This window comes from Lysobacter sp. CA196 (assembly GCF_052078695.1).
Classification (GTDB): Bacteria; Pseudomonadota; Gammaproteobacteria; order Xanthomonadales; family Xanthomonadaceae; genus Lysobacter.
Map to the genome: position 1 here is coordinate 1 of NZ_JBQJIN010000025.1, position 14,678 is coordinate 14,678.

At 69.1% G+C, this 14,678-nt stretch carries 10 protein-coding genes and 1 pseudogene; 3 read left to right on the forward strand and 8 right to left on the reverse strand.

Annotated features, from left to right (window positions below; translation table 11 throughout):
• Positions 1-221: 221 nt before the first annotated feature.
• On the reverse strand, positions 222-4,640 hold the full coding sequence (locus tag ACTOWK_RS18360) for a DEAD/DEAH box helicase (RefSeq protein WP_441331538.1): 4,419 nt from the start codon (positions 4,638-4,640) through the stop codon (positions 222-224).
• A 364-nt stretch (positions 4,641-5,004) separates the two neighbouring features.
• Here ACTOWK_RS18360 and ACTOWK_RS18365 point away from each other — a divergent pair.
• Together ACTOWK_RS18365 and cueR are read left to right on the forward strand one after the other, a co-directional pair.
• Positions 5,005-7,401, forward strand: a pseudogene (locus tag ACTOWK_RS18365) (heavy metal translocating P-type ATPase).
• 11 nt (positions 7,402-7,412) lie between these two features.
• Entirely contained in the window at positions 7,413-7,871 is a 459-nt protein-coding gene (cueR, locus tag ACTOWK_RS18370; protein ID WP_441331539.1) for a Cu(I)-responsive transcriptional regulator, read from the forward strand.
• A gap of 148 nt (positions 7,872-8,019) precedes the next feature.
• Here cueR and ACTOWK_RS18375 read toward each other — a convergent pair whose 3' ends face one another.
• The 7 genes from ACTOWK_RS18375 to ACTOWK_RS18405 all read right to left on the reverse strand — a co-directional run bounded on the left by ACTOWK_RS18375 (position 8,020) and on the right by ACTOWK_RS18405 (position 13,441).
• Positions 8,020-8,310, reverse strand: coding sequence for a hypothetical protein (locus ACTOWK_RS18375; protein WP_441331540.1), 291 nt, complete (start codon positions 8,308-8,310; stop codon positions 8,020-8,022).
• Between the two features lie 11 nt (positions 8,311-8,321).
• Entirely contained in the window at positions 8,322-8,561 is a 240-nt protein-coding gene (locus tag ACTOWK_RS18380) for a hypothetical protein (protein WP_031373914.1), read from the reverse strand.
• Between the two features lie 230 nt (positions 8,562-8,791).
• Positions 8,792-9,547 (reverse strand): SDR family oxidoreductase, encoded by a 756-nt coding sequence (locus ACTOWK_RS18385; RefSeq protein WP_441331541.1) that lies wholly within the window; start codon positions 9,545-9,547, stop codon positions 8,792-8,794.
• Between the two features lie 25 nt (positions 9,548-9,572).
• Positions 9,573-10,280, reverse strand: coding sequence for a histidine phosphatase family protein (locus ACTOWK_RS18390; protein ID WP_441331542.1), 708 nt, complete (start codon positions 10,278-10,280; stop codon positions 9,573-9,575).
• A gap of 1 nt (position 10,281) precedes the next feature.
• On the reverse strand, positions 10,282-11,361 hold the full coding sequence (locus tag ACTOWK_RS18395; protein ID WP_441331543.1) for a phosphotransferase family protein: 1,080 nt from the start codon (positions 11,359-11,361) through the stop codon (positions 10,282-10,284).
• Positions 11,358-12,197, reverse strand: coding sequence for an SDR family oxidoreductase (locus ACTOWK_RS18400; RefSeq protein ID WP_441331544.1), 840 nt, complete (start codon positions 12,195-12,197; stop codon positions 11,358-11,360). The genes ACTOWK_RS18395 and ACTOWK_RS18400 overlap by 4 nt, the downstream gene beginning before the upstream one ends.
• The gene (locus ACTOWK_RS18405; RefSeq protein ID WP_441331545.1) at positions 12,194-13,441 is read right to left on the reverse strand and encodes an acyl-CoA dehydrogenase family protein; all 1,248 of its coding nucleotides are present in this window, start codon (positions 13,439-13,441) and stop codon (positions 12,194-12,196) included. The genes ACTOWK_RS18400 and ACTOWK_RS18405 overlap by 4 nt, the downstream gene beginning before the upstream one ends.
• 90 nt (positions 13,442-13,531) lie before the next feature.
• Here ACTOWK_RS18405 and ACTOWK_RS18410 point away from each other — a divergent pair, with 90 nt between their 5' ends.
• On the forward strand, positions 13,532-14,458 hold the full coding sequence (locus tag ACTOWK_RS18410; protein WP_441331546.1) for a LysR family transcriptional regulator: 927 nt from the start codon (positions 13,532-13,534) through the stop codon (positions 14,456-14,458).
• Positions 14,459-14,678: the final 220 nt, after the last annotated feature.

The following is a 14,678-nucleotide window of genomic DNA, read 5'->3' on the forward strand; positions in this document are numbered from 1 at the left end:
TTTGTTTTGAATCACAGGCCCGCACGTTCGATGCCGACGCAGGGATCTACATACGGGACATCCCTGTCCCGATGAAAAACGGCCCGCATCCATGCGGGCCGCCCTACGGGTCTTCTATGGCCTTCGCTAGTGCGAGGCGACGCATAGCCAAAGCTAAGACCACAGCCACAGCTACAGCGACGGCTACAGCACAGTCAAGACCAAACTAATAGCCACCCCGATCAATGCCGCGCCAGATTGCGCATCACCTCATCGATGCTCGCCTCGGCCGCGGCGGCGGCGCTGCCCGGCCGGCGCAGCAGCAGGCGATGGACGTCGCGCTGGGCGTCGACCGGCAATGCGACCAGTTCCTCGACCTGGCCGGCGAGCAGGCTGGCGACCGCTACGCCGTCGCGGAAGGCGATGCGGGCACCGGGGATGCGCGGAACCTTGGTGCCGGCGAGCACGCTGCCGGTGAGGTTCAAGGGGTCGGCGGCGGATACGCAGATCGTCGCGCCGTCGTGGCCGCGCTGGCGGATCTGGCGCAGGCTGTTGACCGCATCGGGCAAGGCGAATTGCTCGCCGGACATGCCGCTGACGAAACGGCCGCCACGGATTTCGCCGCGGGCTTCCAGGCGCCGGTACACGCGCAGCAGGTCGCGCCACGGCGGCAGCCAGGCGGCTTCGCGCTGGATCAGGCGCCAGAACACCACGCCGTAACGTTCGAGCAAACGCCAGGCGATGTGTTCGTTGACCTCGGCCATGCGAGCCGCGTCGGCAGGCACGCCCTCGCCTTCGGCCGGGCCCGTCAGCGACCAGCGGCCGGCGTCCTGCAGGTCGGTCAACAAGGCGCGGCGACGGCGGGCGCCGTGGGTCGACGCGCGCTTGGACGGCGGCACCAGCAAGGCACGCAGCCCGGCAAAGCTGTCGCAGGTGATGCGGCCACGGGTGACCAGTTCGCCCAGTGCTTCTTCCAGTTCGGTGCGCAGCAGGTGCGCATCGCGTTCGAGTTCGTCGAAGAACGAGGCGCCGCGCGCTTCGAGCGCGGCGAGGACGCGTTGCGCGCGCGAAGACACCGGCGCCGGATCGGCCTTGCGGCCGGCGGCCAGGCGCCAATCGGCCAAGGCGCGCCGCGGCAGCAGTACGATCGGCGTCTGCCGCACGCTCGGCACGCCCTGTGGCACCGGTGCCGCGGATGTGCCGTTGGCTGCGCCGGCGTTCGCATCGGGGCGCAGACGCGCCCAGGTCACCCGGCCGGCACTGCACAGTTCGTCGAGCCAGCTCGAATCGTAGTCGGCGATGCGCGCCGGCAGCAGCTCGCTCTCCCATACCGAAGCCGGCGCTTCATAGCCTTCGAGTTGTTCCAGCACCGCGCGCAGGGCCTGCGGCCCGCTCATCCGCGTCGATGCGGTCAAATGTTGCCAATCGAACAGGAAGCGGGCGAAGTCGCGCGGTTCGACCGGCTCGATCTCGCGCCGCAGGCGGCCGACGGTGTAGCGGTGAATGCGCGCGAGCAGATGGCGTTCGCACCATTCCTCGTCGCCGCCGAGCAGGCTGTCGCGGCCGAAGCGGCCGCGCATGACATAGCCTTCCTGCTCCAACCGCAACAGCGCCAGCTCGATCTCGCCGGCATCGCGGTGGCCATCGCGAGCGAGGGCCGCGACCGTGGTCGGGCCGAGCGCGGTCAGGCGCGAACGCAGCAGTTCAATCAAGGCTTCCTCGCGGCTCCAGGCCGTGGCCAGGTACTCATCCGGCACCGTCACCGCCGATTCGGCCAGCGCATCAACGAACACAGCCCGCGCCTGCGGCAGGTTCTCGGTCGCGACCCACCACGCCGCTGGCTCGCTCGCCGACAGATGCAGGACGGTAGCGCGGCCGCTGTCGGCCAGCACAGCCAACCAGCGGTTCCAGTCGTTCGCGGCGGCCTCGGCAACGGTAATGAAGCCGAGCCCCATCAAGGCCTCGTGCATCTCGTCGGCATCGCGGACTTCCGGCCAGGCCTCGCCGCGGACCGCCTCGATCGCCTCGGGGTCGAGCCGGCCGAGATCGCCGGCGCTGTCGGCCTCGGCATAACGCCGCGCCATCACCGCCTGGGTGCGGCGCTCTTCCAGCGGCGCATCGTCGAGGAAGGCGTAGGGCCGCGCATTGATCGCTTCGGCCGCGATCGGCGACGGCGCGGTGACGTCGCGCCCGACCACCTGTACCTCGCCCTGCTCCAGCCGCCGCAGCAGGCGCAGCCAACCGGCGCTGTCCATCGCTTCGTACAGGCAGTCGTGCAGGGTCTGCGCGACCAGCGGATGGTCCGGCACCTCGCGTTCGCCGACCAGGTTCTCGGCGCAGGCGACCTGGTCCGGAAATACCGTCGCCAGCAGGTCTTCGCTCTTCATCCGCTGCAACTGCGGCGCGACCTTGCGCCCGCCGACGAAGCGCGGCAAGGCCAGCGCGGTGGTCGCGTTCCAGCGCCAGCGCACCGCGAACAGCGGCGCATCGAGCAAGGCCTGGGTCAACACCTCGAGGGCCGAGGCCGAGTGCAGGTAGCGGGCGACGTCTTCGAGCGGAAAGCTGTGGCTGGTCGACAGCGACAGCACGATCGCGTCCTCGGTCGCCGCGGCCTGCAGCTCGAAATTGAACTTGCGGCAGAAACGCTTACGCAACGCCAGGCCCCAGGCGCGGTTGATGCGGCTGCCGTAGGGCGAGTGGATCACCAGTTGGGTGCCGCCGGATTCGTCGAAGAAGCGCTCGAACACCAGGCACTGCTGGCTCGGCACCACGCCGAGCGCCTGACGGGTGCGGCCGAGGTAGTCGACCAGCTGGATCGCGGTCTCGGCGTCGAGGCCGAAGTCTTCGCTGAGCGCACGCGCAGCCTCGCCCGCTTGCGGCGAGGCTGCGAGCAAAGTCTCGACCGCCTCGCGCAAGCGCGACACGCTGGCCGACAATTCGTCGCTGCGGCCCGGCGCTTCGCCGAGCCAGAACGGGATATTCGGCGGCTGGCCCTGCGCGTCTTCGACCCGCACCCGCCCCGGCTCGACCCGCAGGATGCGGTAGCTGGCGTTGCCGAGCTGGAACACGTCGCCGGCGAGGCTTTCGATGGCGAAGTCCTCGTTGACGTTGCCGATGGTGACGGCCTCGGGTTCGAGCAGGACGCTGTAGTCGCCGGTGTCGGGGATGGTGCCGCCGGACATCACCGCGGTCATGCGGCTGCCGCGGCGCGCACGCAGGCGGCCGTGCACGGCGTCGCGATGGAGATACGCCGAACGCGGCCCGCGCCGGGTGGTGAAGCCGTCGGCCAGCATGCGCACGATCGCGTCGAAGTCCTTGCGAGGCAGGCCGGCATAGGGCCAGGCGCGACGCAGGCAGGCGTATAGCGCGTCCTCGCCCCATTCCTGCGAGGCGACTTCGGCGACGATCTGCTGGGCCAGCACGTCCAGCGGCGCCAGCGGAATCTGCAGGGCGTCCAGCTCGCCGCGGCGCACGCTGTCGAGCAGAGCCGCGCATTCGACCAGGTCGTCGCGCGACTGCGGAAACAGACGTCCCTTCGGCACGCCGCCGACGTGATGGCCGGCGCGTCCGACGCGTTGCAGGAAGGCGGCGATCGCGCGCGGCGAACCGAGCTGGCAGACCAGGTCGATGTCGCCGATGTCGATGCCGAGTTCCAGCGAGGCGGTGGCCACCAGCACCCGCAATTCGCCGCGCTTGAGCCGCTGCTCGGCGTCCAGGCGCAGCTCGCGCGCCAGACTGCCGTGGTGCGCGGCGACCGCGTCCTTGCCGAGGCGGTCGGCGAGATGGCGCGCGGCGCGTTCGGCCATGCGCCGGGTATTGACGAACACCAGGGTGGTGCGGTGTTCGCCGACCAGCGCCGCCAGGCGTTCGTAGACTTCGTCCCATTGCTCGTGCGACATCACCGCCGACAGCGGCGAGCCCGGCAGTTCCAGGGCCAGGTCGCGCTGTTTGGCGTAGCCGATGTCGACGATCGCGCAGTCGGGGCGACCGGCCGCGTCGACGGCATCGGCGCCGACCAGGAACCGCGCCACTTCGTCGATCGGCTTCTGCGTCGCCGACAAGCCGATCCGTACCGGCGGCTGCGCGCACAACTCGCGCAAGCGCTCGAGGGTCAGGCTGAGATGGCTGCCGCGCTTGTCGTCGGCGACAGCGTGGATCTCGTCGACGATCACCGTGCGCACGGTCGAGAGCATCGCGCGGCCCGACTCCGAGCCCATCAGCACGTACAGCGACTCCGGCGTGGTCACCAGGATGTGCGGCGGCTTGCGCCGCATCGACTGGCGTTCGCTGGCCGGGGTGTCGCCGGTGCGCACCGCGGTGCGGATGCCGGGGTCGTCCAGGCCCATGCTGCGCAAGACTTCGCCGATGCCGGCCAAGGGCGCTACAAGATTCAGGTGGATGTCGTTCGACAAGGCCTTCAAGGGCGAGACATAGACCACCGCGGTTTCGTCGCACAGGCCTTGTTCCAGGCCCTCGCGGACCAGCGCGTCGATCGCCGCCAGGAACGCGGTGAGGGTTTTGCCGGAGCCGGTCGGCGCCGCGACCAGGGTGTTGCGCCCGGCGCGGATCGCCGGCCAGGCGAGTTCCTGGGCCTGGGTCGGCGCCGGAAACGCCGAGCGGAACCAACTGGCGATGGCGGGATGAAAGTCGTCGAGGACCATGCGTTCGCCGCGTCGCCGCGGCCTCGGGTTGTCCAGCCTAGATGGGGTCGATTCTGGCATCCCTAAACCGCTGCGAGGCCGGAATCGAGGGGTTTGCGCCGCGCCGGTGAACGGTTCAGCCCGGCGATGGTGCGCCCGGTAGCGCCGCCGCGTCGTCACGCCGGGCGAAGCTTGACCTTCCCATGATGGGAAGCCCCAACCTGCGCGGCATCCGAATCCGGACTTCCGAGAGGACTCCCGCATGAATGCCGCCGCCCGCCAGCCCCAGCAGCACCCGACCCCGCAGCACCCCTCTCCGCAACACCTGTCCGCCGATCAGGCGCCGGCGCCGGCCACCCATTCCCTGCGCGTCGGCATCGTCGGCATGACCTGCGGCTCCTGCGTGGCGCGGGTCGAGAAGGCCTTGCGCGCGGTGCCCGGCGTGGACCGCGCCAGCGTCAACCTGGCCACCGAGACCGCCGAGCTAGGCTCGGCCACGCCCGTCTCAGCGGCTGAGATCGAACGCGCGGTCGTCGCGGCCGGGTATTCGGTCGCCACGCGAGAGTTCGTGCTGGAACTGCGCGGCATGAACTGCGGCTCCTGCGTCGGGCGGATCGAGAAGGCCCTGAGCGCGGTCGCCGGCGTGGTCACGGCCTCGGTCAACCTGGCGACCGAGCGGGCGACGGTGAAGGTGTTCGACGGGGTCGAGCCGGCCGCCTTGATCGAAGCAGTCGCGCGCGCCGGCTACGCCGCCGCCCTGCCCGTCGCCGCACCCTCCGACGATGACGACGGCGGCACGCCCGCGCACGCCGGCCACGCTGAAGCCCCGACATCGCCGGCGCCGGCGATGTCGCGCGAAACCCGTCACCTGCTGATCGCCGCTGCGCTGTCGCTGCCCTTGGTCGCACCGATGCTCGGCCTGTTGTTCGGCGAGCACTGGATGCTGCCGGGCTGGCTGTAGTTCGCGCTCGCCACGCCGGTGCAGTTCTGGCTCGGCTCCCGCTTCTATCGCGCCGGCTGGCATGCGCTGCGCGCCCGCAGCGGCAACATGGACCTGCTGGTCGCGCTGGGCACCAGCGCCGGTTACGGCCTGAGCCTGTATCACCTGCTACGCGGCGATACGAGCGCGCTGTACTTCGAGACCTCGGCGGTCATCGTCACCCTGATCCTGCTCGGCAAGTGGCTGGAGGCGCGGGCCAAGCGCCAGACCACCGCGGCGATCCGCGCCTTGCAGGCGCTGCGTCCTCTCAGTGCGCGGGTGTTGCGCGGCGGCGTCGAGAGCGAACTGCCCATCGCGCAACTGCGCATCGGCGACCGGGTCGTGGTGCGCCCGGGCGAACGCATCGCCGCCGACGGCCGCATCGACGAAGGCCGCACCCATGTCGACGAATCGCTGATCACCGGCGAATCGCTGCCGGTCGCGCGCGGCGAAGGCGACCGCGTCACCGGCGGCGCGGTCAACGGCGAAGGCCGCATCGTGGTCGAAACCCTGGCGGTCGGCGCCGAGAGCGCCTTGGCGCGGATCATCCGCCTGGTCGAGGACGCGCAGGCGAAGAAGGCGCCGATCCAGCATTTGGTCGATAAGGTCAGCGCGGTGTTCGTGCCGGTGGTGATCGTGCTGGCGCTGGCCACCCTGCTCGCCTGGGGTCTGTCCACCGGCGATTGGAACCAGGCCATCCTCAACGCAGTCGCGGTGCTGGTGATCGCTTGCCCTTGCGCGCTGGGCCTGGCCACGCCGACCGCGATCATGGCCGGCACCGGCGCCGCGGCGCGAGCCGGGCTGCTGATCAAGGATGCCGAGGCGTTGGAACTTGCGCATCGCATCGACACCGTCGCCTTCGACAAGACCGGCACCTTGACCGTCGGCGAGCCGGTGTTGGCCGAATGGATCGCCATCGACGCCAATCGCGACGCAGTGCTGGCGCAAGCCGCGGCCCTGCAATCGGGCAGCGAACATCCGCTGGCGAAAGCCGTCGGCCAGGCCGCCGACGGGCTGACCTTGCCTTCGGCATCGGCGGTCGTCGCCGTGCCCGGGCGCGGCTTGCGTGGCCGGGTCGAGGGCCGTTCGCTGCTGCTCGGCAGCACCCGCATGCTCGAAGAACTGGGCGCCGAGCTGGCGCCGTGGCGCGCCCAAGCCGAGCGCCTGAGCGCGAGCGGCCATAGCGTGTCGTGGCTGGCGGCCGAGGATGAGCCATCCGCTGCGTCGGCAGTTCGTGTGCTCGCCCTGCTCGGCTTCCGCGACACCCCGCGCGCCGACGCCAAGGCGGCGATCGAACGCCTGCATGCACTGGGCCTGCGCACCGTGATGATCTCCGGCGATCACGCCGGCGCCGCGCGCGGCATCGCCGATGCGCTCGGCATCGACGAGGTGCGCGCCGACGTGCTGCCGGAGCAAAAAGCCGCGGTCGTCGCCGAACTGGCGCGCCACGGCACGGTGGCGATGGTCGGCGACGGCGTCAACGATGCCCCTGCGCTGGCCGCGGCCGATGTCGGCATCGCCATGGGCAGCGGCACCGACGTGGCGATGCAGGCCGCCGGCATCACCCTGATGCGTCCGCAACCGGGCCTGGTCGCCGACGCCATCGACATCTCGCGTCGCACCACCCGCAAGATCCGTCAGAATCTGTTCTGGGCGTTCGGCTACAACGTGGTCGGCATTGCCCTGGCGGCGATGGGCTGGCTGGACCCGATCATCGCCGCCGCGGCGATGGCCTTCTCCAGCGTCAGCGTGCTCGGCAACACCTTGCTACTGCGCCGCTGGCGCCCGGCCGCCGGCCGATGAGGACCGCATCCATGCCCCGTAAACCATTGTTGCCCGAACTCGCCCAGGCCAAGGCCGACGGCCTGCACAACATCGGCGAAGCCGCCGCGCTCAGCGACGTCAGTGCGAAGATGATCCGCCACTACGAAAGCATCGAGCTGATTCCGCCGGCCGGGCGCAGCATCGCCGGCTACCGCTTGTACAGCGACAACGACGTGCATCGCCTGCGTTTCATCAAGCGCTCGCGCTCGCTGGGGTTCTCGATCAAGCAAATCGAGACCTTGCTGGGGCTGTGGGACAACCGCTCGCGCGAAAGCGTCGAGGTCAAGCGCCTGGCCTTGGCCCACGCCGAAGAACTCGCCGGCAAGATCCGCGAAATGCAGACCATGCAGCGCACCCTGGAAGAACTGGCGCAGCGTTGCCACGGCGACCACCGGCCGGATTGCCCGATTCTGGAAGACTTGGCAGAAAGCCGGGGCATTTCAGGGTAGGAGCGGCGCAAGCCACGACCATGATGTCTGACCGCGGTTGATGCCCGATGTAGATCGGTCGCGATGCGCGCATCGGTTGCAGAAGCATGCGCCGCCGCGCGAACTAGCGCAGTCGCGGCTCGCGCCACTCCTACCCTTTGAGCAACGATCAAGCGTGATTACGCGTCGCCGCGGCCAGGGCCTGGCGGGTTTCCTCGCCGTCGCGCCGGCCCATGGCTTCGGCGGTTTCGGCGAGCCAACGCTTGGCTTCGTCTTCGCCGTCGCGCGCGACCCGCTGCAGATACTCGGGGGTGATCCGGCTCAACTCTTCGCGCAACCGCTGCGCACGCTCGTCGTATTGGCGGATCAGGGCGTTCTCGTCGGACGCCTCGATCGCACCGATCTCGCGCATCGCCTGCAGGCGTTCGAGCCACTCGCGACGGCGTTGCTCCGGGTCCATCGCCGCGCGGCTCAATTGAAGCCGATGTCGTAGGCCGTGTTCAGCACGAACTTGGCCGCTTCGGGCAGGTCCGAATCCTGCGCGGCGTCGTTGGCCAGGCCGAGGAATTGGTCCGCGGCGCCGGCGACGAAATCGCCGATCACCCCGCCGATTTCCCTGCCGATCATCGTGCCCAAGGGGCCGCCGAGCGAACCGATGCCTGCGCCGAGTGCCTGACCGATGCCGCTCGCTAGATCGCCGAAAAGTGACATAAACACTCCTTTGCTGGGGGATGGCGTGTGATCCCAGTGTCGCCGCGAGGAAATCCGGGTCAATCTGGGAATGACCCTAGGCGCCGCGTCCCGGCGATGCTGAATCGGCAGCCGATCGGCAACTGAGCGAGCCGATAGCGTGGCCAAGTGCTGCGCAAACTCGATGCTGCGCGCTGCGAAAAGGCCGACGCGCGACGCATCGCTGCGGTACGCGAGCGTCGACGGCGCGCTCAGTTGAGCTTGGCCACCCACGACAGCGGCAGGCGCTTCATCAACCAGCCCAGCAAGGCCCAAGGCCACCACGGCACGTAGGCCTTGGCCGATTCCCTGTCGATCGCGCGCACCAGCAAGCGGCAGCCGGTGGCCTCGTCGATGATGTACGGAGTCTGCCTGGCCGGCGCCTGGTCGTTCATTTCGGTGCGGATATAGCCCGGGAAAATCGTGCTGACCTTGATCGAAGGCTTGTGCAGCATGTCGGTGCGGATGCCTTCGGCCAGCGAGGCGACGCCGGCCTTGCTCGCCGCGTAAGCAGTAAGACCGCCGCGCATGCCACGCATCGCGCTCATCGACGAGATCAACACCAGATGGCCGAGCCCGGCTTCGCGGAAGATTTCCATCGCCGCCTCGCACTGCGCGAGAGCGGCGATGAAGTTGGTTTCGACGATGCTGCGGTTGAGCGCGAACTGACCCTTGCCGACCGGCGCGCCCTGGCCGATGCCGGCGTTGACGATGATGCGGTCGATGGCCCCGAGTTCGGCGCGCAGCGAACGGAACACCGTAAACACCTGCTCATGATCGGTGACGTCCAGGCTGCGGACGGCGACGCGGATGCCGGGATGCGCGGCTTCCAGTTCGGCCTTGAGCGCTTCCAGGCGATCCAGGCGGCGCGCGCACAGGGCCAGGTCGCTGCCGGCGCGGGCGAATTCGCGCGCCATGCCACGGCCGAGCCCGGAACTCGCTCCGGTAATGAGGATATGTTTGCGCATGCGGCCGGCTCCTGAAGCGATCAGTTCAGCGATACGTGACGAGGTCCTCGCGCGCCTGCAGATGCGCATGACCGTTGAAAGTGGAAAGGCGCAGGCCGCTGCGCGCGACGTGCAACTGGGTGACGCTGGCGTTGACCAGGCTCCAGCTCAGGCGCAGCGCCTGCGCGTCGGGCGCATCGAGCAGCCCTTGCACGACCGCGGCGATCGGGCCGCCCGAAGTGAACACCCACACGTTGGCCGAGCCCGCCGCGGCATCGGCGGCCGCCTGCAGGGCTACGCGGCAACGTTGCCGGAACGCCGCCCAGGTTTCGCTGTAGTCGTGATCGTGCTCGCCGCTGGACCAGCGGGTCATCGCCGCGGCGAACAGCGACTGGAAGGCGCGGCGCGGATCGGCGGCGGCGCCCAGGTCGGCGACCAGGCGTTGGTGGTCGAGGTATTCGGGGCGATGACGGGCGACGATTTCGCGATGGTCGAATTCGTTCCAGCGCGGATCGGTATGCGTGGCTTCGCCGTGACCTTCTCGTGCGGAAGGCATCGCCGCCAGGCATTCCTCCGCGGTCTGCCGGTGCCGGCGCATGCCGCCGACGATGATGCGGTCGCCGTCGCGCCATAGCGGGGCGAGCGCGGCGCCGAGCAGGCAGGATTGTTGGCGGCCCAGCGCGCTGAGTTCGTCGTAGTCGGCCGCGCCGAACGCGGCCTGGCCGTGGCGGATCAGGTGGATGCTCGCCGCCATCTCAGGCGCCCTGCCCGCGGCGGTCGCGCGCTATCGCGCGGCGGCAACGCCAATGCAGATAATTCACCGACAGCCAGAAGCGTTTGAAGGCGGGGTTGCGGGTCTGGCCGTGGTGATAGCGGTAATAGATCTGTTGCGCGATCGCCGACAGGCGGAACAGCCCATAGACTTCGTAGAAGGCCCAACTGCGCGGGCGCAGACCGGTGCGTTCGCTGTAGTACTCCATCACTTCGCGGCGGCTGAACATGCCGGACAGATGGGTCGGTTGGCGACGGGTGCTCTGGGCGATGAAGTCGTCGCCGGCCTCGACCCAGTAAGCCAGGGTATTGCCGAGGTCCATCAACGGGTCGCCGAGCGTGGCCAGTTCCCAGTCGAGCACGCCGATCACCCGGGTCGGGTCCTGCACATCGAGTACCACGTTGTCGAAACGGAAATCGTTGTGGGTCAGGCAGATGCGTTCGTCCTGCGGCAGGTTGGCGCGCAGCCAGTCGACGATGGCGCGGCCGCTCGGCACGTTCCAGGTACGCGCATCAGCATAACGCCGGCTCCAACCGTCGATCTGGCGCTGGATATAACCGGCACCGGCGGCGAGCTGTTCCAGGCCCGCCGCGCGGTAATCGACCTGATGCAACGCGATCAAGGTATCGAGCACGTTGACGCACAGGCTGCGCACCTGTTCGCGCGACAGCTCGACGCCGGGCGGCAGGTTCTTGCGCGGGATCGAGCCGTCGAGTCGCTGCATCACGTAGAACTCGGCGCCGATCACCGCCTCATCGCTGCAGTGGGCGTACATCGCCGGCACGAACGGGAACGCCGGTTTCAAAGCCTGCTGGATGCGGAACTCGCGGCCCATGTCGTGCGCGGACTTGGCCTTCTTGCCGGCCGGCGGGCGACGCAGGATCAGCTCGTCGTTGTCGTAGTGCAGGCGATAGGTCCAGTTCGACGCGCCGCCGGCGTATTGGCTGACCACCGGCGTGCCACGCAGATGCGGCAGGCGCGGCTTGAGCCAGGCGTCGACGGCCGCGGCGTCGAGTTCCTCGCCGGCGCGCACCGCGCGGCTGCCGTCGCCGGAGGCCTTCATGCCTTACCGTCCGCCGCCGCGGGTTTCTTGCGGGCGCGGCCGCCCTGCCCGGTACGGCGCATCGCCGCTTCGTAGAAACGGTACGGCAGCAGGCGTTTGAGCATCCAGAAACGCCGCGCCGAGGCGTGGGTGAGGATGCGGAATTCGCCGCGGGCGATGCCGTCGCGGATCATCGCCGCGATCTCGTCGGCGCCGATGCTGGCCTCGTCGACCAGCTTGCGCATCCAGCGCGCATAGCGCGGGTCGGTGCTGCGCAGGCTTTCGCTGAGGTTGGTGCGGAAGAACGCCGGACAGGCGACCGCGAGGCGGATGCCGTCGGCGTCGAGTTCGGCCTTGAGGGTCTCCGACAGCGCGACCACCGCGGCCTTGGTGGCGTTGTAGGCGGCCGCGTACGGCGGATGGATCAGCCCGGCCATCGAGGCGATGTTGAGGATCGTGCCGCCGCCCTGCCGGCGCAGGATCGGCGCGAAGGTCTTGCAGCCGCGCACCACGCCGAGCAGGTTGATGTCGATCATCCACTGCCAGTCGGCGATCGGCATCGCTTCGACCGGGCCCATGTCGGCGACACCGGCGTTGTTGACGACCAGGTCGACGCCCTGCCACTGCGCCAGCAGCCAATCGGCCGCGGCCTGCAGGTCGTCCTCGCGGGTCACGTCGCAATGCAGGTAGTGCGCGGTCGCGCCGAGCGCGCGCAGGGCCGCTAGGGTGTCCTCGCCGCGAGCGGCGTTGACGTCGCCGATGCACACGCGCGCGCCGTCGCGCGCATAGCCTTCGGCGAGCGCGCGGCCGAGGCCGGAGGCACCGCCGGTGATGAAGACTCGTTGACCTGCGCTCATGCGGCTTCCTTGGTGGTGCGGCCGAGACCGTACTTGGCCAGCTCCATGCGCGCGACCATGGCGCGATGCACTTCGTCGGGGCCGTCGGCGATGCGCAGGGCACGCGCGATCATGAACAAGCCGGTCAGCGGCACATCGTGCGACACGCCGGCGCCGCCATGCATCTGGATCGCCTGGTCGACGATGTCCTGCAGCAGGTTCGGTGCGACCACCTTGATCGCCGAGATTTCGGTCATCGCCGCCTTCACTCCGAAACGTTCGATCTTCCAGGCCGCATACAAGGTCAGCAGACGCGCCTGGTCGATGGCGATGCGCGCCTGGGCGACGCGTTCGAGGTTGCCGCCGAGGCGCAGGATCGGTTGGCCGAAAGCCTGGCGTGCGCTGCCTCGGCGGATCATGAGTTCCAGGGCGCGTTCGGCCGCGCCGATCGCGCGCATGCAGTGGTGGATGCGGCCCGGGCCGAGCCGGCCCTGGGCGATCGCGAAGCCCTGCCCCAGCCCGAGCAGCAATTGATCCTTCGGCACGCGCACGTTCTCGAACACGACCTCGCCGTGGCCGTAAGGCGGGTCGTATTCGCCGAAGGTCGGCAGCATGCGTTCGATGCGCATGCCCGGCGCGTCCAGCGGCACCAGCACCATGCTGTGGCGCGCATGCGCCTCGGCTTCGGGATTCGACAAGCCCATGAAGATCGCCAGGCGCGCATCGGGATGGCCGATGCCGGTCGACCACCATTTGCGCCCGTCGAGCACCAGCTCGTCGCCGTCGACGCGGATGCTCGCCTGCATATTGGTCGCGTCGGACGAAGCGACGTCGGGCTCGGTCATGCAGAACACCGAACGGATCTCGCCGGCCAGCAGCGGCGTCAGCCACTGCGCTTTCTGCGCCGGCGTGCCGAAGTGATACAGCACTTCCATGTTGCCGGTGTCGGGCGCATTGCAATTAAAGACTTCGGCGGCGAATTCGTAATGCCCCATCGCCTCGGCCAGTGGCGCGTATTCGAGCACCGACAGGCCGCCGCCGAGTTCGGCATCGGGCAGGAACAGGTTCCACAGCCCGGCCTCGCGCGCCAGCGCCTTGAGTTCGGCGATGCGCGGATGCACTCGCCACTGCCGCCAGTCGGCGCCGACATTGAGCTGCGCGTTCTCGCGCCGGTACTGGGCCTCGAACGGCTCGATATGCTCGGCGATGAAGCCGCGCAAGCGTTGCAAGTGCTCGACGGTGCGGGCGCTCGGAGCGAAGTCCATCACGAATTCCTGGCGCGGGCGGTGGCCCGGTCCGGATCATCCTAGGCGGCCGACCGGGCTGAATGAAGTGATATTTGCTAACTTCCCGTCATGAGCCAAATTCATAATAGGACCGACCAGCTCGACCTCAACCTGCTCAAGGTGTTCGAGGCGGTCTATCGCGAGCAGAACCTCAGCCGCGCCGCCCAGGCCCTGTTCCTGACCCCGTCGGCGGTCAGTCATGCCGTGGCCCGCCTGCGCCTGCAGTTCGGCGACCCGCTGTTCGTCCGCGACGGCCGCCGCATGAGCCCGACCCCGGCCTGCCAGCGCCTCGCCCCGAGCCTGCTCGACGCCCTCGGCCGGCTGCGCGAACTGCTGCAGCAATGGGACCGCTTCGACCCGGCGCGAACCCGGCAGTCGTTCCGCGTCGGCATGCCCGACGCCACCGAAAGCGCCCTGCTGCCGGCGCTGGCGCAAGCGCTGGATGCGCAGGCACCCGGTGCGACCCTGGCGAGCGTGGCGGTGGCGCGGCGCGAACTCGGTCGCGAACTCGCCGGCGGCCAGGTCGACCTGGCCATCGATGTTGCCCTGCCGATCAGCGAACCGGTGCGGCACCGGCCTTTGTTCCAGGATGGCTTCTGCGTGGTGATGCGCCGCGGCCATGCGCTGGCGAAGCGGCTGAGCCTGAAGCAGTACCTGCAGGCGCGCCATGTCGCGGTGTCGACGCGCGCCAGCGGCCAGGTGATCGAGGACATCGCCTTGCTCAACCTCGGCCTGCAACGGCAGATCGCCTTGCGCTGCCAGAACTATCACTCCGCCTGCCAGGTCGTGGCCGAATCCGACCACCTGCTGACCATGCCGGCCGGCCTGGCCGGACGCATCGCCGCCAGCGCCCAGCTACAGCGCACCGCCGTGCCGTTCGCGCTGCCGGCGGCGCAGTTGCATCTGTACTGGCACGCGAACAGCGAGTTCGACCCGGCGAATCAGTGGTTGCGAGAGGTGGTGGTGGGGGTGTGTGAGCGAGGGTTGTTTGGGTGATTGGCTCTGCCTTTGGGGCCTTTGCATTCAGGGTAGGAGCGGCGCGAGCCGCGACCGCGTGGTTTCGGTCTCGCTCCGAGACCGGCCGAATCCCGTCAGGGTAGGAGCGGCGCAAGCCGCGACCGCGCTGTTTCGGTCTTGCGGCTCATCTGTCAAGCAAGATCTAGATCAAACGCTTAAAGCTTCCGCCACTAAAGCGGCGGGTTACTTTCTTTTGTCT

Excerpts from the sequence above, each read along its gene's own strand:
- ACTOWK_RS18360 (WP_441331538.1), bottom strand. The coding sequence starts at position 4,640 with ATGGTCCTCGACGACTTTCATCCCGCCATCGCCAGTTGGTTCCGCTCG.
- cueR (WP_441331539.1), top strand. The coding sequence starts at position 7,413 with ATGCCCCGTAAACCATTGTTGCCCGAACTCGCCCAGGCCAAGGCCGAC.
- ACTOWK_RS18375 (WP_441331540.1), bottom strand. The coding sequence starts at position 8,310 with ATGGACCCGGAGCAACGCCGTCGCGAGTGGCTCGAACGCCTGCAGGCG.
- ACTOWK_RS18380 (WP_031373914.1), bottom strand. The coding sequence starts at position 8,561 with ATGTCACTTTTCGGCGATCTAGCGAGCGGCATCGGTCAGGCACTCGGC.
- ACTOWK_RS18385 (WP_441331541.1), bottom strand. The coding sequence starts at position 9,547 with ATGCGCAAACATATCCTCATTACCGGAGCGAGTTCCGGGCTCGGCCGT.
- ACTOWK_RS18390 (WP_441331542.1), bottom strand. The coding sequence starts at position 10,280 with ATGGCGGCGAGCATCCACCTGATCCGCCACGGCCAGGCCGCGTTCGGC.
- ACTOWK_RS18395 (WP_441331543.1), bottom strand. The coding sequence starts at position 11,361 with ATGAAGGCCTCCGGCGACGGCAGCCGCGCGGTGCGCGCCGGCGAGGAA.
- ACTOWK_RS18400 (WP_441331544.1), bottom strand. The coding sequence starts at position 12,197 with ATGAGCGCAGGTCAACGAGTCTTCATCACCGGCGGTGCCTCCGGCCTC.
- ACTOWK_RS18405 (WP_441331545.1), bottom strand. The coding sequence starts at position 13,441 with ATGGACTTCGCTCCGAGCGCCCGCACCGTCGAGCACTTGCAACGCTTG.
- ACTOWK_RS18410 (WP_441331546.1), top strand. The coding sequence starts at position 13,532 with ATGAGCCAAATTCATAATAGGACCGACCAGCTCGACCTCAACCTGCTC.